This is a genomic window from Terrimonas sp., assembly GCF_003075435.1.
In the GTDB taxonomy this organism is placed as follows: domain Bacteria; phylum Bacteroidota; class Bacteroidia; order Chitinophagales; family Chitinophagaceae; genus Agriterribacter.
Window position 1 is genome coordinate 36,930 of record NZ_QCZJ01000003.1, and the last position, 18,070, is coordinate 54,999.

The window sequence follows — 18,070 nt, forward strand, 5'->3', positions numbered from 1 at the left end:
TCATTTTACAGGTTTCATGCGGCTTAAGAAAAATTTCTGCAGCACTTTTACATAGTCCTCATCTGTTCTTAAATACAAAAGGTCAGCGCCTGATTTGCGGAATGAGATTTTACAGGCTTCTTCATTCTGTACAAACTGCTGGTGATAATTATACTGAACCATTTTATCATTGGTATCTATCCACTGCCGTTCACCGGTTTCAAGGTCTTCAATCTGCATCAATCCTACTTCAGGCAAATTCATATCCATTTTATCATATACCTTAATGCCAATCACATCGTGCCGGCTTCCGGCAACACGCAGCGGGTCATCATATTGCTCCACCATAAAATCACTCAGTATAAAGGCAATGCTTTTTTGCTTTACTGCATTATTAAAAAACCTTACTGCTTCATTAAGGTTGGTTCCTTTACTTTTAGGTTTAACAGTAAGCAGTTCGCGAACAATATATAATACATGCTCTCTTCCTTTTTTAGGAGGGATGTAGAACTCGATCTTATCACTGAAAAATATTACCCCAACCTTATCATTATTATTCACCGCTGAGAAAGCAAGCACGGCGCAGACTTCTGTTATCAAATCTTTTTTTCGCTGATGAACAGTGCCGAATAAAGAGCTTGCGCTGATGTCAACCAGCAGCATCATTGTCAACTCTCTTTCTTCCTCAAACATCTTGCTGAAAGGCTGATTCATTCTCGCGGAAACATTCCAGTCAATAAAGCGCACATCATCACCGGCGCTGTATTCCCGCACTTCCTTAAATGACATGCCTCTTCCTTTAAATGCAGTATGATACTCACCGGTAAAAAGGTTGGCAGTAAGTTTTTTACTTTTAATCTCCAGCTCTTTTACCTTTTTCAATATCTCCGCTACACTTAAAGTGTCATCGTCTTTGCTTTTAGTATGTGCTCTTTTTTTCAAATCCTTAAATTAAGGTGCAGGGTATAAGGTGTAAGGCCTTAAACCCTACACCTTGTACCTTTCTTACGGTACATTCACAGCTTTCAGCACTTCATCCACCACATTCTCTGCATTAATATTTTCCGCTTCTGCTTCGTATGTTAAGCCAATACGATGGCGCATCACATCTTTAGCTATACTTCTCACATCTTCAGGAATAACATACCCGCGCTTATTAATAAACGCATGAGCTTTTGATGCCAGTGCAAGATTGATGGACGCCCTGGGAGATCCTCCGTAGGCAATCAGGGGTGTTAGTTTATCAAGATTGAACTTAGCCGGCTCCCTGGTAGCGAAAACAAGATCAAGAATATAGTTTTCAATTTTTTCATCCATATAGATCTGGCGAACCAGGTCTCGTGCCTGTAGAATTTCCATACCACTCACCACAGGTTTTACTTCCGGCAGTTTTACACCCGACAGGTTTTGTCTTACAATCAGTTGCTCCTCCTGCCTGCTTGGATAATTGATCAACACCTTCAGCATAAACCTGTCAACCTGTGCTTCCGGCAATGGATAAGTTCCTTCCTGGTCAATAGGATTTTGTGTAGCCAGCACGAGGAACGGTTCATCCAATTTATAGGTGCTCTCGCCAATGGTTACCTGACGCTCCTGCATGGCTTCCAGCAGGGCGCTTTGCACTTTTGCCGGCGCACGGTTAATTTCATCTGCCAATATAAAGTTGGCGAAGATGGGACCTTTGCGAACCACAAATTCATGTTTTTGCTGGTTATATATCATGGTGCCGATCACATCGGCGGGCAAAAGGTCTGGCGTAAATTGTATACGGCTGAATTTTGCATTGATCGCCTGCGACAGCGATTTTATGGATAATGTTTTAGCAAGACCGGGCACACCTTCAAGCAGTACATGCCCGTTGCTCAGCAGGCCGATAAGCAGGCGGCTTACCATATAATGCTGCCCTACAATCACTTTTGATATTTCACTTTCCAGCCTGTCAACAAATGCCGCTGTCACCTGTATTCTTTGATTCAGCGCTTTTATATCTTCTGCCGTTTGTAACATGTGTATGAATAGTTGTTTATTAAGCTAAATTAGGAGAATGATACTTCTGTTTTGCAAAGCCTTTGCCAAAAATTCCGCAATATCACTCTTTATTTTTAGTATCAATGGTTATTGTAACAGGACCGTCATTCAAAAGTGATACTTTCATATCTGCCCCAAAAATGCCTGTTTGTATCTTTTTGCCGAGATCACTTTCAAGCTGTGCTATCATTTTTTCATATAAAGGAATGGCAAAATCAGGCTTGCTTGCACGTATATATGATGGGCGGTTGCCTTTTTTTGTTGATGCATGCAATGTAAACTGGCTGATCAAAAGTATATCGCCACCTGCATCTTTTACAGAAACATTCATTATGCCATTATCATCATTAAAAATACGCATGCTTACAATTTTGCCGCTCAGCCATTCAATGTCTTCTGTAGTATCAGCATCTTCAATACCCATCAGCACCAGCAAGCCATTCTGTATGGCGCCGGTGGTATTACCATCCACTACCACCGATGCATGTGAAACACGTTGTAAAACTGCTCTCATAAGTTAAATAATTTCCTTTTTTGTAATAGCATACTGAATATATGGATGAACCAATGATTAACACGAATGCATGAATAAAGATTTTTGCACGCTCACTCCATTTCTTTCTTAAACAATTTCCCTTTATCAACCCACCACCAATACCATTTGCCGCCAGTTGCCCTGGAAACATCAAAGTCTGCAACTGAAAAACTGCCGTTGCCCGTGGCGGACCCCTGTATTTCGTATACTTTTAATGCCTGTTCCTTTTGCTTCCATTGCAAAGATCTTCCCGGCTCGCAAACTTCAGGCATTTTTGACTTATCCGTAATAATAAAATACGCCTTGCTTTCGCCTATAACAGTCGCTACGCCATTCTCATCTATACAAATGGCGGTGCGTTCATCCGGCGCAACGCCCCTGGGATATATTTTGAAATCTTTACTGATACGCGCAAGAAAGGCTACATGCCTGCCTTCCCGTTTGCGGGCAAGATAATGCTGGTCGCTTATTACCTGCTGCAAAAAAGGCGCCTGTAAAAAATCATTATTATACAGTGTAATCCTGTTGTTATACGGGTTGAGCAAGGAAGAATCAGCAACGGCACTGCCGTTTTCGCCGCTGTAATATAAACCGGTAAGTATGGCGCAGCCCGCGCTTGTGCCGCCAACCGGCACATTTTTTTCGTTTAGCAGATAGTTAATAGCTGCATTCAATTTTGTGCCACGCCAGTTATTCATATACCGCGACTGGTCACCACCTGCAATAAAAAGCATTTCAGCGTTTCTAACCGTCATGGCTACCGTATCATTATCCGCCAGCTCTTTTGAGACTATATTAAGTGTTTCAACGGAATTTACACCTCCCAGCATATAAATATCCTTAGTATAACCATCATTGGCAGAGGCAGTTAACACCACCACATCACCACCGCCGCTTTTGGCTATCATCCACTTAAAAGCGCCGGGCACATTACCTCCACCCCCAATTAATGCAGTACCTGCCGTGGTTTTTGTAGTTATATCAGCACCATTACCTGTTCGCCCCATTGAACCGGGTTTAACCTGGGCAATAGAAAGCCTGAAAAACAGGCTGCTACAGATTAAAAGACTGATTCGAATAAAATGCGTCACAATTTTGATATTATATACAGATGATATCGTTGAAAAAAGGTAAATTTCCTGTGCAATATACCTCTGATACAGCAGCATTAACATTGATTTGTAAATTTCTCTTGAATATTTATTGTTGTTTTTAGCCAAGAGGAACTCCCATAAAATTTTTCATTCATCCTTTGTGTATTTTATGAATGAAAAATTTCATGTACGTTTGGAAGAAAATAGTTTTGCGGCGGAAGTAACTGCAGCCAAAAGGGGAATAATTGTAGTATGGGCAAGATAGATATACAGAAGGAAATCATTTTTAAAACCGCAAGAAGCAGTGGCAAAGGCGGGCAGAATGTGAACAAGGTAGAAACAATGGTGGAAGGATATTTTCATATAGCTGATTCCAAAATATTAAGTGAAACGCAAAGGGAAACAGTTCTTCAAAAATTAAATAACAGGATAACAGCAGAAGGATATTTACTGGTAAAATCACAGGCAGCACGTACGCAACTAAGTAACAAGCAACTTGTGATAAAAAAGATAAACGAACTGATCAATCAATCCTTAATAAAGCCACGTAAACGCATAGCCAGCACACCCTCTAAAGCATCTAAGGAAAAAAGAATTGAGCAAAAGAAATTAAAATCGCAGGTAAAGGATAGAAGAAAGAAAGTAAATATTCATACGGACTGAAGCTGCCTGCATGGAATGTAACTACTAATATGAAGACTGTTTTTCTATACTGTATACTCAGTTGTGGATTGCTGCTTTTTGCCTGCCAGAAAGAGCTTGCTGGTAATGCAGGCACAACACAACAGTATACTGTAAAAATCACTTTTCAGCCTGTGATTAACAGCCAGGCTTTGGTTCTAGGTGAAACATATCATAATAGTTTTGGGGAAGATTATTCGATAACCGCTTTGCGTTTTTATGCAGCACATCCATCATTAAAAAATAATAATACTATACTGGCAGTAACCGGTGAAACAAAGTATCGCCTTATCGATGCCTCGCTGAACAATACTTTATCATTTACTGTTACTACCACAGATAGTATATTCAATAGCTTTTCTTTTCAAATCGGCGTTGATAGTATAGATAATGTAAGCGGGGTGCAATCTGGTGATCTTGATCCGGGAAAAGGAATGTTCTGGACATGGAACAGCGGTTATGTAATGGCAAAGCTGGAAGGGACTTCATCATTTTCTGGCATGCCCGGCCACGAATTTACTTATCATGTTGGCGGGTTTTCAGGGGCGAATAACAGCATCAGAAGTATTACGCTTGCAACGCAACAGGTAAAATTAAACAGTAACCGCACTACCGGCATTATTGTATATGCAGATATCAATAGATGGTTCAGCGGTGTACATAGCTTAAAAATAAGCGATAATGCTTTTGTGCATAGTCCCGGAGAGCTTGCCAGGCAATATGCGGATAATTATGCAGTTATGTTCAGTATAGCGGAAATTGCGGGTGAATAATGAAAAAATCAATTTTATATATTGCGGGTGTGCTGTTTGCCGGCTTATGTGTGGTTGAAAGCTGCAAAAAGCAGGATGGAGGAAATAACGCACTTACTCCGATCGCATTTATCATACCCGATGGCTTTCCGCAACCGGTATATACATTTGAAAACAACCAGCTTACGGAACAGGGTTTTCAGTTAGGTAAGAGATTATTTTATGATGGGCGGCTTTCAAAAGACGGCAACTTCCCCTGTGCATCCTGCCATCAGCAGTTTGCGGCGTTTGCTACGCTTGATCATCCGCTGAGCCACGGTTTTGACAACCAGTTTACTACGCGCAATGCTCCCGGTTTATTCAATGTGGCATGGATGAAAACATTGCATTGGGATGGCGGCATAAATCACATAGAGGTGCAGCCGCTGGCGCCAATAGAAGCTGCCAATGAAATGGCTGAAACCATTGATAATATTATTACCAAACTTAAAGCCGATGCCGGTTACAGGCAAATGTTCAAAGCTGCTTTTGGCGACGAAGAAATCAACTCGCAACGCATGCTTAAGGCGCTGGCACAATTTGTCGCCATGATCGTTTCATCAGATTCCAAATACGATCGTGTAAAAAAAGGGCAGGCAACATTTACCATTGCAGAAGAAAGCGGCTATAAAATTTTCCAGGCAAAATGCGCTTCATGCCATACTGAACCATTGTTTACTGATGACTCTTTCCGCAATACCGGGCTTCCGGTAGATGATGTTTTAAAAGATTATGGCAGAATGCGGATAACAGGCGATCCGGCGGATTCTTTAAAATTTAAAGTGCCAAGCCTGAGAAATATATTTGCTACATTCCCCTATGGGCATGATGGACGGTTTTATTCTGTTGGTGCGGTTATAGATCATTACCGCAACAGCGTTATAAGCAGCGCGACTACCGATCCGCTGGTTGCCAATAAAATTCCCATAACAGACTATGAAAAGTTAGACCTGCTGTCTTTTCTGCAAACACTTACAGACTCTACGTTGATTAATAATACCCGGTTTGCCATCGGGGAATGAAGAAATAATACCTGGTTTATATATCAGTTTCCGCAAGCGCTTTTATATTGCTCATGGTTGTTGGCATCATTTTACTTATTCTTTTTCCAAACACGTTCCACCAAACCCAGGCTAATGGTCCCTCAGCCCAAACTTCGTGTGTAAAAGTTGTTTTGCTGTTATCATAGCCCAAATAACGATGAATATGAAATGCAGCAAATGGAAATTTTGCGATTACGGTGTAAGAAAAATTAGGATCACAGGCAGCAACTTTAAAACCTGCTTTTGGGCCACGTTCAGGTATAATCACACCATGAACATTTTTTTTGAAGGAATCTTTAATCCTGGCTCCACGCAATCCTACATCCCACTTTTTCCAGTTATTTACATCAGTCCAGATTTTCCATATCTTTTCAGGACTTGCAGTCGTCAACATAGTATGTGCTATGTACATAAACGTGTGGATTAATGATACAGGAAAGGTATAGGAAACAATCCATCACACAATTAACATTTTTTTCAGGAAATAGAATGCTGTATTATAATGTACTGATAATCATTGTAATGTATCCAATATTAAGTTTATGTTAAGCGATTGGATCTTGTCAGAATTTATAGCAAAGCCCTCCCGGCAATGAAAAATAGGTGCTTGAAAAATTGAATGTAATACTTGGGCTTACGGTTACGTATAACCGCTTGAATATGGAATATTGAGCAGATAACTTTATGTTTAAACCAACAGCAGTTTCAGATTGATATGCATCATCTGTATTGATTGCTTTAAAAGACTGCCTGTAAAAACCTGTTCCAACAAATCCATTTAACGCAAACTTAGGTGCGTGGGCAAACGTTCTGCCGTACAGCAGGTTTACCTGGTCAACAGCATATTTATTTCCTGCAATCCGCATATTCGTTGCCGTTTCATATGCTGCGCCAATCAAATGTTTGTTTTTACGGGCAACAGCTTCCCATGAAAAAACAAAACCGGTTGACTTAATATCTTTTGCAATACTGCTGATGCCGTAATGCATACCGGCGCTATGAAACTTCCATTTTTCCTGGGCATCTGCCTGCCATATACTGCATAAAGAAATTAATGAACTGTATAGGATTTTCATATCAGGCTTTGTTTTGGACTATCAGCAATCAGCCATAGGCTGTCAGTCGCTCACATGTTTGTTGATAGCTGACAGTGAAAGAATAAAGTTCGCTACAATTTATCAACGTGTGATCTTTTCCTTTTTAAACCCGGTATTTACCAAATAAATACCCGCTATTGTAACAAGGGTCCCTGCGGTTATTATAAACGTGAGCTTTTCATCATTTAATATAGCGCCTACTATTACCGCCACAATAGGATTCACATACGCATATATAGATACCTGGGCGGCAGGTAACCTTTTAAGGGCATATATAAATGCAGAATAGGTTATGATTGAGCCAATGATAACAAGGTAGGCTATAGCTCCCCAGGCAGTAATATCAATATGTGCGGGAGAAGCGAATTGCCCTGTAAAAAATGAAACAGCGAGTAATACAATTCCACCAATAAACATTTGCCAGCCCAGGCTGAAATAGGGGTTAACATTCTTTGCGTTTCTTACCGTAAAGATTGTACCGAAAGCCCAGGTAATAGATGCTACCACATTCAGCAACACCCCCAGCGAAAAAGAAGAGTTGAAAAGATCGTGGATATAATCTGAAAAGATGATGAGTATACCTGTTACGCCAAGCAATAACCCTGAGATTGTAGTTACATTTAACTTCGTTTCTTTAAATACAAAGCTGCTGATTATTGCAATCCATATGGGTGAAGCGGCGCCTATTACCGAGCCCAGCCCGCTCGGCATATATTTCATAGACCAGGTGCTGAGCCCGTTATTAATAACGATCATCAGCAAGCTCATCCATAAAAATTGAATAAACTGCTCTTTGGTGGGAAGCCGGAAGCCTTTAATAAAAAAGAAGATGAGATAAAGTATTCCTGCAAATAGTTGCCTGAAGCCTGCAAGTTGCAAAGCGGGCATATGCTGAACCCCTTTTTTTGAAGCGAGCCATGTTGTTCCCCAGAAAAAGCATACAATACCTACGGCCAATATAGCTTTTGTTCTGTCGCTTTGATTACGAAGATAAACAGGTTGAATGATCGCTCTTGCCTTGTCGTAAATATCGTAGATATAATTTTTCATGGAGTTACTGTTTGTAATTTATGGTTTGTAGTTTGTAGTTTATGGTTGATATATCAGCCCTAAACTATTAACCATAAACTACAAACCTCCTAATGCTTAAAATGTCTTAACCCTGTTATTATCATTGCCAGCTTGTTTTCAACGCAATAGTCAATAGAATCTTTATCGCGTATAGAACCTCCGGGTTGTATAAAAGCAGCTATACCAGCCTGGTGCGCTATCTGCACACAGTCATTAAAAGGGAAAAACGCATCTGAAGCTAATACAGCACCGTTAAGATCAAACTTAAATTGTTTTGCTTTATCAATAGCCTGGCGCAGCGAATCAATACGACTGGTTTGTCCACAACCCTTACCTGCCAACTGCCTGTTCTTTACCAGTGCTATCGCGTTCGATTTAAGATGCTTGCAAACAATATTGGCGAAGCTCAGGTCATCTTTTTCAGCAGCAGAAGTTTCCCTGCCGCCAACTTCCTTCCATTCGGCAAAATTGCCTTTATCATTTTCCTGCGATAAAACACCATTCAAAACAGTTTTGGATTGACGGGTAGCAGTTGGTTTTTGCTTGAGGGTTAATAATATCCTGTTCTTTTTTGTTTGCAGTATGGCCAGCGCATCATCATTATATCCGTCAGCGATCAGTACTTCAAAGAAAATCTCGTTGATGGCTTCAGCTGTTGCCTTATCTACTTTTTTATTGCATACCAGCACGCCGCCAAATGCGCTTTCGGGATCTCCGGCCAAAGCCGCGTCCCAGGCTTCTTTCAGGGTGCTTCGCGCGGCAACACCACATACATTGGTGTGCTTAATGATGGCGAAAACAGCATCTTTGTCATCTGCCGAAAACTCTGTGATCAACTGTACCGCCGCATCAACATCCACAAGATTATTATAAGAGAGCTCTTTACCGTGTAGCTTATCAAACACCTGCTGCAGGTCGCCATAAAATATACCCTCCTGGTGCGGGTTTTCGCCATACCTGAGCACTTGTTTTGTAGCAGATAACTGCAGGGGAGCAACTTTGCCAGGATTAAAATAATTACTGATGGCAATATCATAATGCATTACTACTTCAAACGCTTTGGCTGCAAATGCACGCCTCTGCTCTAAAGTGGTTTCGCCATTTTGTGTTTGAAGAAGATTAACCAGCGCTGCATAATCGTCCTTTGCCGCTACAACCAGTAAATCTTTATGATTTTTTGCGGCCGCTCTTATCATGGAAGGCCCGCCGATATCGATTTTTTCGATGACCATTTTTTCCGCTTCTTCAGGTTTGCCGGCAAATGATGGAGAAGTAGCCTGCGCCAATGTTTCTTCAAACGGGTACAGGTCTACAATAACAAGGTCAATAGCAGGTATTTTGTACTCCTTCATTTCTGCAATATCCTGATCTACATCTCTTCTGCCTAAAATACCACCAAACACAGCAGGGTGAAGCGTTTTCACCCTGCCGCCCAAAATAGAAGGATAGCTGGTAAGACTTTCAACCGGCACACAGGGAATATTCAGATCTTCAATAAATTTTTGTGTGCCGCCGGTGGAATATATTACGATACCTAAACGATTAAGCTCTTTTACAACAGGTTCTAATCCATCTTTATAAAAAACGGAGATGAGTGCAGCGCCAATTTTCTTTTGCATATATTATTACGGTAATCCGCAGGATTTTACCTGCCGGATGCTGAGGTTAAAAATCAAGTACAAACGCGCCATCATCCTGAACGGAATGGCGCCGCAAATGTAAACTATCACATTCATTTTTCCATTGCCGTATTTTCCACGTGCTGTTTGACCCGTCAAAAACATATTGATTGCCCCGAAATGCCTGGCTGATAAGGCTTACAGGGTATTTTATATTTTGAGAAACAATAACAATATCCACATGTATAGCACCGGGAACAGGGCTGATTTTAACCGTACTGTCCAGCAAAACAATGGTCTTGTTTTTAAAGAAGATAAACGGAGGGGAGCTCCATAATCCCGGCAGGGCATCTGCTTGTTTAACGTTGTATAAAATACGGGAAGGGTTTAAATGGAAATTTCTAAAGAACCCTTCTTTCCTGCATGTATCATCGCCTGTAAAATAATACCGCTTTCCGCTGATGCAATCTGTTGCGCTATACCCGGGGGTATTGTATACGATCAGGGTATGCTTTTGTTGCTGGTAAATATTTTTCAACGAAATGCGGCAACTAAAAATCAGCAACACCGCAACAGCATATTTTACCATCGCATTTCTTTTATGCATTAACCACAATGAAACAAAGATGATAAAAGCATATAGCAAGCACGCTTGTATGATAGACATAGAAATGTTATTGCTCACCGAAAAAGGAATATCATCTACCCAATTGATAAAACCGTTCATCCATTGTATCAATATTGCAATAAGCTTCCCTGTAAGCTCAGCAACTGGTTTAATGAATGATATAATACAAAGCAGTATCTCTGCATATAATACAATACCCGACAAAGGCACGATTACGAGATTGCTTAACAGGAAAAGATTAGGTACCTGGTGAAAATGATAAATGCTTAACGGCGTAGTGAGTATTTGCGCGGATATGGTAACTGCCATTAGCTTCCACACATTTTCTGCCCATTTATTCTTAAAATAAAACCAGTTGCTTACAGGTCCTGAAAAAATTACAATGCTTAGCACCGCAGTATACGATAGCTGGAAACCCACATCCCAAACAAAAAACGGATTATAGCATAAAAGAAAGAATGCCGAAGCAGATAATGTGTGATAGATAGAAACCTGCTTTGATAAACTTTCCCCAATCACTATAAAAGAAAACATTACCGCACTTCTTAAAATGGATGGCCCGGCGCCTGACAATAATGTAAACAACCATAATACACTTAATATAATTATACCGCGAAGCAGTCTTGTTTTCCTGCTTTTGCTGAATGGTTTTAAAATGATAATAAGCAGCCCGTATATCATTGCCAGGTGCATACCCGAAATGGCAATAACATGTATTACGCCTGTATTGGAATAGGATTGTACAAGATCGCGATCCAGGTCATCTCTGTAACCAATTAATAAAGCCTCTGCAACACCTGCTTCTCTTTCTCCGGTAATATACTTTTTGAGTATCTGCAATAACCTGCTTTTGGAATTTTGCAACCATTGTTTGTATACAGGTTGAAAATTTCCTTCCGCTATTGTATAATCATTTTCGCTTAAAAATACCTGGTGTGTAATATCCTGGAAAAGGCAATAACGTTTGTAATCAAAAGCGCCGGGATTACCGGAATTGGTTATTGGCTGCAATGGTTTATTAAGTACGATGGCTGAGCCATACTGTAACCCTGATACTGCCAAGGGATCTTTTTTGAAATAAAGAATGATATTCCCTTCTGTTTTTGTAATCTTTTTTCCATTATCCACAGCAATTACAGCGGCAACAGATTTATAAGATTTGTTTTTCTCAACAAGCGGTTCGTTCAATACAGCTATTATCACGGCTTTATTGTGATATACGCTGCCAAACCATTTGTGCTGGTTGGTAATGTTTTTAAAATGAACAATCAGTGTGCCTGCAAAAAAGAACATGCTCATCAGTAATATACCCAGCAACCATTTGTGCCTGAATAAAAAATAGCCTTTGGAAAAACTGAAAAGAAAAAAGAATATACAACAGGTTAAACCCGCAATGATTAATGTAGCAACCCATACCGGGTAATACCATTGGAAAATTATTCCGGTCATCAGCGGAATGAGCAGGCGTATAAATGGCGCTTCCTTCCAAACAGGAGCAACGGTTAGCAACATAGGGAAAAGGTACGGAAAATTTGAGATTTGAAGTTTGAGATAGAGGATGAAGGCGGGTGCATTAACCTCTATGAAGCATATTAACTACCTTAGCGGCTCTCATACACCTAATATCTCAACCAGCATATGCACAAGAGAATTTTTACTTTTATTGTTTCATTTTCCCTGGCTTTTGTAACTATCCATGCCCAACAAAATCTTCCTTACAAAAATCCGTCACTACCTGTGGAACAAAGAGTGGCAGACCTGCTGCAGCGCATGACTATAGAAGAAAAATTCTGGCAGCTATTTATGATACCCGGAGATCTGGATGGCGTTCCGGCAGGGCAATACAAGCATGGCATATTTGGTTTCCAGGTTAGTGCCGGCTCAAAGGATGGCGACGCGGCACAACAGTTGCTGAAATATAATGCCTCTGAAAATGCTTTTGCGCTTGCCAAAAAGATAAACAGCATTCAAAAATATTTTGTTGAGCAATCAAGATTAGGTATTCCCATCATTGCCTTTGATGAAGCTTTACATGGATTGGTAAGAGATGGTGCTACTGCATTTCCGCAAGCCATTGCACTTGCCGCTACTTTCGATACATCGCTGATGCGTGAAGTAGCCAACGCTATTGCCATTGAGACAAAACTGCGTGGTATCAGGCAGATACTTACACCGGTGGTAAATATTGCCGGCGATGTGCGCTGGGGCAGAACAGAAGAAACCTATGGCGAAGACCCATTTTTAAGCAGCGAAATGGGGGTGGCATTTGTAAAAGCATTTGAAGAAAAAGGCATCATCACCACGCCCAAACATTTTTTGGCAAATGTGGGTGATGGAGGAAGAGACAGTTATCCTGTTCACTTTAATGAAAGATTGCTGGAAGAAATTTATCTCCCGCCTTTTAAAGCCTGCATTGAACGCGGAGGCTCCCGCTCTATAATGACTGCCTATAATTCCATTGATGGTATAGCCGCAAGTGCCAGTGATTGGCTGCTGAATAAAAAATTGAAAAAAGAATGGGGCTTTAAAGGATTTGTGATTTCAGATGCAGGCGCCACAGGAGGAACAGTAGTATTGCACAATACCGCAAAAGATTATCCTGAATCTGCCCGACAGGCAATAACCGGCGGACTGGATGTAATTTTTCAAACCGCTTACGATCATTACAAGTTATTCATTCCGCATTTTCTTGATGGCACTATTGATATAAAGCGAATTGATGATGCGGTATCGCGGGTGCTTCGTGCAAAATTTGAACTTGGCTTATTTGAGCATCCCTATATTGATGAACAGGCAGCAGCAAAGCCCTTATCAGATCATAAAGCCATTGCCCGCAAAGCGGCACAGTCTTCAATAGTATTGCTAAAGAATGAGCACAACATCCTGCCTCTTTCCAAAAATATTAAAACCATCGCTGTAATAGGCGAAGATGCTGTAGCAGCAAGGCTTGGCGGCTATAGCGGACCTGGTAATGGTAAAGTGTCTATACTTGACGGCATTAGAAGCAGTATCTGTAAAACAGCATCTGTATTATATGCTGAAGGTTGTAGGGTGCAACCCAAAGACTGGAATATTATAGATGCAGCTAATCTCCTTCATAATGAAAATGGGAAAAATATTCCTGGTTTGAAAGGAGAATATTTCAATAATATACACTTTCAGGGCGTCCCGGCATTTACAAGAATTGATGAGCAGGTTAATTTCGGCTGGACATTATTCACGCCCGACGAAAAAATAGAACAACACTTCTATTCCGTCCGGTGGACAGGTATATTAACAGCACCGGCAACAGGCACATATAAAATAGGCTTAGATGGTAATGATGGTTTCAGGCTTTATATTAATGATCAACTTGTGGTAGACAACTGGATAAAAAGAACATATAGCACATTACTGGTTAATTATGCTTTTGTGAAAGACAGGGCATATAATATACGTATCGAATTTTTTGAAGCTGTCGGCAATGCGCATATCAATCTTATCTGGGATGTTGCTGTAAAGAAAGATAAAGAAAAGAAAATGCAACAGGCGCTGGCAACTATTAAAAAAGCAGATGCCGCAGTGATTGTTGCGGGTATACATGAGGGTGAGTTTCAGGACAGGGCTATGCTATCCCTGCCCGGCTACCAGGAAGAAATGATACAACGCGCCGCCGCAACCGGTAAACCCGTTATAGTGGTATTAGTGGGCGGCAGCGCAATTACGATGAATAACTGGCTGGGTAAGATTAAAGGTGTGATAGATGTTTGGTATCCGGGCGAAGAAGGTGGCTATGCCGTTGCGGATATATTATTTGGCGATTATAACCCTGCAGGAAGATTACCCGTTACATTTCCAATACACGAAGCGCAGTTACCACTGGTATATAATCATAAACCGACAGGGCGTGGAGATGATTATTATAATCTCAGCGGGCAACCTTTATTTCCTTTTGGGTATGGTTTAAGCTATACAACTTTTGAATACAGTAATCCTGAGTTTGTAAAAAACGTTATCGCTGCTGATGAAACCACTACTATAACATGTACAATAAAGAATACAGGCAAACTGACCGGCGATGAAGTGGTGCAATTGTATATTACAGATAAGCTTGCATCTGTAGCAAGGCCTGTTATGGAATTAAAAGGTTTTCAGCGCATATCACTCAGAGCAGGTCAAAGCAAACAAATTTCATTTACCATTACCCCGGAAATGCTGAGCATGCTGAACGCCGAAATGAAAAAAGTTGTGGAGCCCGGGACGTTTACAATTATGATTGGCACATCGTCGAGAGATATAAGATTGAAAGAGGTGTTAGAAGTAAAGTAAGGAGAACGGGATAGGTAGAAGACGAAGAGTGTAGAAAGCAGGCTGCAAATATTTAACGTCAGTTCATTTTGCACTCTCCCCATAAATATATAACTTTCTATTCTACCCAATCCGCTATAAATATATTGGTATCTCTTGTGCCGCCATTATTTCTGTTGCTGCAGAAAATTATTTTTTTCCCGTCAGGAGAAAACATAGGGAATGCATCAAAACCTCTGTCCCGGCTGATCTTCTGAAGGTTGCTACCATCTTCATTTATGGTATACAGGTTAAATGGGAAACCTCTTTTATATTCATGATTTGATGCAAAAATAATTCGTTTATTATCCGGCATAAAGGCCGGCGCCCAATTAGCCTGCCCGTAATGTGTTACCTGCCTTGCATTGCTACCGTCAGCATTGGCTACCCAAACTTCCATTTTTGTTGGCGCAACCAGGTTTTCTGCCAGCAGATCTTTGTATTCTTTAATGTCTTCTTCTGTTTTTGGCCGTGATGCTCTCCAGATAATTTTTTTTCCATCAGGACTGAACCATGCTCCTCCATCATACCCCAGGGTATTGGTCACCCTTTTTTCTTTACCGGTTTTCAGGTTCATGATATACAGATCAATATCACCATCTTTATCGCTTGTATAAATCATGCTGTTGCCATCAGGCGATAAAGTTGCTTCGGCGTCATAGCCTTTGGCATTGGTTAATTGTTTAACGATCTTTCCATTAAGGTCAGCCATAAAAATATCATAGCTATCATATAATGGCCAGATATATTTGTTGCCATATTTCTTTCTGTCAGGTACAGGCGGGCAGCTATCTGTGCTCAAATGTGTTGAAGCGTAAATAATATATTTGCCATCTTTGGTAAAAAAGGGACATGTTGTTCTGCCCTTGCCGGTACTTATCAATTTGTACTCAAATTTTTCACCTGCATATTGGGGAACTTTTCCTACAAATATCTGGTCACAAGGAATACCGTCTTTTGCGCTTGTTTTTTGAAAGACGATTGATTTGCCGTCATAACTCCAATAGGCTTCGGCATTGTCTCCTCCAAAAGTTAGCTGCTGAATATTTTTAAAATGTACTTCATCAGGATAATGCAAGGTATCGCTGGTTTGAGCATTACTGAAAACAGGAAAAAAAGTTGAAAATATAGCAGTAATACACAAAGCAATGTCTCTTTTCATTTGTACTAATTTGTATTTGCAATTTATAATAATAAAAAGAAGTATAGAAACCCAAATATTACGGTAGTTGTTTTTCTTAGAGCAGGGTGTTAAAATAAAAAAGACCATCTCAAAAAGAGATAGTCTTTATATATGTCTTTAATATTTTATCCTAAAGCGACTCTTTTAAAAGCCGTAATAACCAAACCGCCGTCTACACTTTTCAAATACTCTGCTACACTTTTTCCGCCATCCTTTACAAATGGCTGAGCGGTAAGGGTATTTTCTTTAAAGAATGCATTCAGCTTTCCTTCAGCAATTTTTTCAATCATTGCATCTGGTTTTCCTGCCATTTTAGGATCATTCTTTATCTGTTCTGTAACGATTGCTTTTTCACGGGCAACGATATCTGCAGGTACTGAATCGGGATCTACCGCTACAGGATTCATAGCTGCTATCTGCATGGCAACATCTTTACCTGCTTCAACAGCTTCTTTATTAAATCCTACCAATACACCTATACGGTTAGCGCCATGAATATAAGAAGCTACATAAGGTGCATCAAGACGCTCGAATTTGCTGATACCGATTTTTTCGCCAATGCTTGCTAATTTGTCGTTGATAAGATCTGCAACTTTTGCACCATTGATGCTAACGCCGTTGAGCTCTTCAGCGCTCTTTACATTATTAGCAATAGCGGCATCTGCAATACTCTGGGCAAAAGCTACGAAATCTGCATTCTTGCTTACAAAGTCTGTTTCACAGCTAATGCATACGGCTATCCCTGTTTTGTTATCGGCAGTTGTTTGTGCAAGTACCACACCTTCTTTCGCTTCACGGTCTCCACGAAGAGCAGCAACTTTAGCGCCTTTTTTACGAAGCCAGTCGATTGCTTCTTCAAAATCACCGTTTGTTTCAGTTAATGCTTTGCGGCAGTCCATCATGCCTGCGCCAGTCATCTGGCGAAGCTTATTGATGTCTGCTGCTGTTATAGTTAAAGTTGACATATCTGAAATGTTTTAAAATATTAGAAAATACATTTTAAAAGGCGAATAAGATTTATCGCTTAAGTATGTATATACAATTATCTGCCTGCAGGGCGTCTTGCTCCGCCACCTGATGAAGGTGTGCGCCTTCTCTGTCCGCCACCGCCGCCGGCAGGGCCTCTGCCACGTCCGGCACCACGACCACCTTTTTCCCTGTCATTGCCTGCTTCGTCAATATCAAGCTTTGGTCCTTTTTCAACTACTTCTTCTTCTGTCTCTTCCTCAGCTTTTTCATTTTGACGTTCAGCCAAACCTTCTGCAATAGCAGCCGTAATATAATTGGTAATAATCGCTATTGATTTTGTAGCATCATCATTCGCAGGAATAGCAAAGTCTACTTTGTTAGGATCGCAATTGGTGTCAACCATACCAAAAGTAGATATGCCCAAACGTTTTGCTTCTGCCAATGCAATGTGCTCATGACCAATATCGATAATGAACAGTGCAGCAGGTACACGTCCTAACTGTGCAATACCACCTAACACTTTTTCCATTTTCTCTTTGTCGCGGCTAAGTGTAAGACGTTCTTTCTTGGTAATACTGTCGAATGTGCCGTCGTTAAGCATTTTATCGATGCTCTGCATTTTTTTAACACTTTTACGCACGGTATTAAAGTTGGTAAGCATACCACCTAACCATCTTTCTGTAACGTAAGGCATGTTAACACGCTTAGCGCATTCTGTTACTATTTCTTTTGCCTGTTTTTTTGTACCAACAAACATTATTTTTTTACCGCTTTTGGCAATGTTTTTTAAAGCGGCTGCAGTTTCCTGCAGGTTCTCAACAGTTTTGTTGAGATCAATAATGTGAATACCTTTTTTCTCAGCAAAAATGTAAGGCAACATTTTTGGGTTCCACTTCTTACGCAGGTGACCAAAATGAACACCGGCTTCCAGTAATTGCTGCTGCAATGAAGTGCTATTTTCCATTTTTATAGTTTAATAATTTGAAAAATTCTGATGATGAATCGATATATACGCTGAACTTCTGA

16 protein-coding genes are annotated in these 18,070 nt (G+C 40.6%); 4 read left to right on the forward strand and 12 right to left on the reverse strand.

Translation table 11 applies throughout. The annotated features are described in order from the left end of the window. From DC498_RS04790 to DC498_RS04805, 4 genes are all read right to left on the reverse strand, one after another. Positions 1 to 921, reverse strand: a complete 921-nt coding sequence (locus DC498_RS04790; protein ID WP_116873006.1) for a DUF58 domain-containing protein — start codon at positions 919 to 921, stop codon at positions 1 to 3. Between the two features lie 63 nt (positions 922 to 984). Next, positions 985 to 1,986, reverse strand: a complete 1,002-nt coding sequence (locus DC498_RS04795) for an AAA family ATPase (protein WP_116873007.1) — start codon at positions 1,984 to 1,986, stop codon at positions 985 to 987. An 82-nt stretch (positions 1,987 to 2,068) separates the two neighbouring features. After that, the gene (gene dtd / locus DC498_RS04800) at positions 2,069 to 2,521 is read right to left on the reverse strand and encodes a D-aminoacyl-tRNA deacylase (protein ID WP_116873008.1); all 453 of its coding nucleotides are present in this window, start codon (positions 2,519 to 2,521) and stop codon (positions 2,069 to 2,071) included. A gap of 92 nt (positions 2,522 to 2,613) precedes the next feature. Beyond that, positions 2,614 to 3,711, reverse strand: a complete 1,098-nt coding sequence (locus tag DC498_RS04805) for a cyanophycinase (RefSeq protein WP_165813755.1) — start codon at positions 3,709 to 3,711, stop codon at positions 2,614 to 2,616. 177 nt (positions 3,712 to 3,888) lie between these two features. On the opposite strand from DC498_RS04805, the gene arfB reads away from it, so the two are divergent. Genes arfB through DC498_RS04820 form a run of 3 tightly spaced genes read left to right on the forward strand, consistent with a single transcriptional unit; the run spans position 3,889 to position 6,130 of the window. Then, entirely contained in the window at positions 3,889 to 4,299 is a 411-nt protein-coding gene (gene arfB, locus DC498_RS04810; RefSeq protein ID WP_116873010.1) for an alternative ribosome rescue aminoacyl-tRNA hydrolase ArfB, read from the forward strand. A gap of 29 nt (positions 4,300 to 4,328) precedes the next feature. Then, positions 4,329 to 5,090: an MbnP family protein gene (locus tag DC498_RS04815; protein WP_133176765.1), complete on the forward strand. Its 762-nt coding sequence runs from the start codon at positions 4,329 to 4,331 to the stop codon at positions 5,088 to 5,090. Continuing rightward, a complete protein-coding gene (locus DC498_RS04820) occupies positions 5,090 to 6,130 on the forward strand; it encodes a cytochrome-c peroxidase (protein WP_116873012.1) in 1,041 nt (346 codons plus the stop codon). Before DC498_RS04815 ends, DC498_RS04820 begins: the two co-directional genes overlap by 1 nt. 16 nt (positions 6,131 to 6,146) lie before the next feature. On the opposite strand, the gene DC498_RS04825 is transcribed toward DC498_RS04820, so the two are convergent. The 5 genes from DC498_RS04825 to DC498_RS04845 form a co-directional block, all read right to left on the reverse strand. Then, entirely contained in the window at positions 6,147 to 6,563 is a 417-nt protein-coding gene (locus DC498_RS04825; RefSeq protein WP_133176766.1) for a polyketide cyclase, read from the reverse strand. A gap of 151 nt (positions 6,564 to 6,714) precedes the next feature. Then, complete coding sequence (locus DC498_RS04830) at positions 6,715 to 7,227, reverse strand: hypothetical protein (RefSeq protein WP_116873014.1); 513 nt, start codon at positions 7,225 to 7,227, stop codon at positions 6,715 to 6,717. 102 nt (positions 7,228 to 7,329) lie between these two features. Continuing rightward, on the reverse strand, positions 7,330 to 8,298 hold the full coding sequence (locus DC498_RS04835; protein WP_116873015.1) for a DMT family transporter: 969 nt from the start codon (positions 8,296 to 8,298) through the stop codon (positions 7,330 to 7,332). A gap of 89 nt (positions 8,299 to 8,387) precedes the next feature. Next, positions 8,388 to 9,938 carry a bifunctional phosphoribosylaminoimidazolecarboxamide formyltransferase/IMP cyclohydrolase gene (gene purH, locus DC498_RS04840; protein ID WP_116873016.1) on the reverse strand — a complete coding sequence of 517 codons (1,551 nt, stop codon included), beginning with the start codon at positions 9,936 to 9,938 and terminating at the stop codon, positions 8,388 to 8,390. 46 nt (positions 9,939 to 9,984) lie between these two features. Then, on the reverse strand, positions 9,985 to 12,078 hold the full coding sequence (locus tag DC498_RS04845) for a ComEC/Rec2 family competence protein (RefSeq protein ID WP_116873017.1): 2,094 nt from the start codon (positions 12,076 to 12,078) through the stop codon (positions 9,985 to 9,987). Between the two features lie 126 nt (positions 12,079 to 12,204). Here DC498_RS04845 and DC498_RS04850 point away from each other — a divergent pair, with 126 nt between their 5' ends. After that, positions 12,205 to 14,874 carry a glycoside hydrolase family 3 protein gene (locus tag DC498_RS04850; protein ID WP_116873018.1) on the forward strand — a complete coding sequence of 890 codons (2,670 nt, stop codon included), beginning with the start codon at positions 12,205 to 12,207 and terminating at the stop codon, positions 14,872 to 14,874. A gap of 97 nt (positions 14,875 to 14,971) precedes the next feature. On the opposite strand, the gene DC498_RS04855 is transcribed toward DC498_RS04850, so the two are convergent. From DC498_RS04855 to rpsB, 3 genes are all read right to left on the reverse strand, one after another. After that, positions 14,972 to 16,054 carry a TolB family protein gene (locus DC498_RS04855; protein WP_116873019.1) on the reverse strand — a complete coding sequence of 361 codons (1,083 nt, stop codon included), beginning with the start codon at positions 16,052 to 16,054 and terminating at the stop codon, positions 14,972 to 14,974. Positions 16,055 to 16,200: 146 nt separating this feature from the next. Further along, the gene (tsf, locus tag DC498_RS04860) at positions 16,201 to 17,040 is read right to left on the reverse strand and encodes a translation elongation factor Ts (protein WP_116873020.1); all 840 of its coding nucleotides are present in this window, start codon (positions 17,038 to 17,040) and stop codon (positions 16,201 to 16,203) included. A 77-nt stretch (positions 17,041 to 17,117) separates the two neighbouring features. Beyond that, complete coding sequence (rpsB, locus tag DC498_RS04865; protein WP_116873021.1) at positions 17,118 to 18,008, reverse strand: 30S ribosomal protein S2; 891 nt, start codon at positions 18,006 to 18,008, stop codon at positions 17,118 to 17,120. Positions 18,009 to 18,070 lie beyond the last annotated feature (62 nt).

Excerpts from the sequence above, each read along its gene's own strand:
- DC498_RS04815 (WP_133176765.1), top strand. The coding sequence starts at position 4,329 with ATGAAGACTGTTTTTCTATACTGTATACTCAGTTGTGGATTGCTGCTT.
- DC498_RS04820 (WP_116873012.1), top strand. The coding sequence starts at position 5,090 with ATGAAAAAATCAATTTTATATATTGCGGGTGTGCTGTTTGCCGGCTTA.
- DC498_RS04805 (WP_165813755.1), bottom strand. The coding sequence starts at position 3,711 with ATGCTGCTGTATCAGAGGTATATTGCACAGGAAATTTACCTTTTTTCA.
- DC498_RS04835 (WP_116873015.1), bottom strand. The coding sequence starts at position 8,298 with ATGAAAAATTATATCTACGATATTTACGACAAGGCAAGAGCGATCATT.
- DC498_RS04825 (WP_133176766.1), bottom strand. The coding sequence starts at position 6,563 with ATGTACATAGCACATACTATGTTGACGACTGCAAGTCCTGAAAAGATA.
- DC498_RS04845 (WP_116873017.1), bottom strand. The coding sequence starts at position 12,078 with ATGTTGCTAACCGTTGCTCCTGTTTGGAAGGAAGCGCCATTTATACGC.
- DC498_RS04855 (WP_116873019.1), bottom strand. The coding sequence starts at position 16,054 with ATGAAAAGAGACATTGCTTTGTGTATTACTGCTATATTTTCAACTTTT.
- dtd (WP_116873008.1), bottom strand. The coding sequence starts at position 2,521 with ATGAGAGCAGTTTTACAACGTGTTTCACATGCATCGGTGGTAGTGGAT.
- rpsB (WP_116873021.1), bottom strand. The coding sequence starts at position 18,008 with ATGGAAAATAGCACTTCATTGCAGCAGCAATTACTGGAAGCCGGTGTT.
- arfB (WP_116873010.1), top strand. The coding sequence starts at position 3,889 with ATGGGCAAGATAGATATACAGAAGGAAATCATTTTTAAAACCGCAAGA.
- tsf (WP_116873020.1), bottom strand. The coding sequence starts at position 17,040 with ATGTCAACTTTAACTATAACAGCAGCAGACATCAATAAGCTTCGCCAG.
- purH (WP_116873016.1), bottom strand. The coding sequence starts at position 9,938 with ATGCAAAAGAAAATTGGCGCTGCACTCATCTCCGTTTTTTATAAAGAT.
- DC498_RS04850 (WP_116873018.1), top strand. The coding sequence starts at position 12,205 with ATGCACAAGAGAATTTTTACTTTTATTGTTTCATTTTCCCTGGCTTTT.
- DC498_RS04795 (WP_116873007.1), bottom strand. The coding sequence starts at position 1,986 with ATGTTACAAACGGCAGAAGATATAAAAGCGCTGAATCAAAGAATACAG.
- DC498_RS04830 (WP_116873014.1), bottom strand. The coding sequence starts at position 7,227 with ATGAAAATCCTATACAGTTCATTAATTTCTTTATGCAGTATATGGCAG.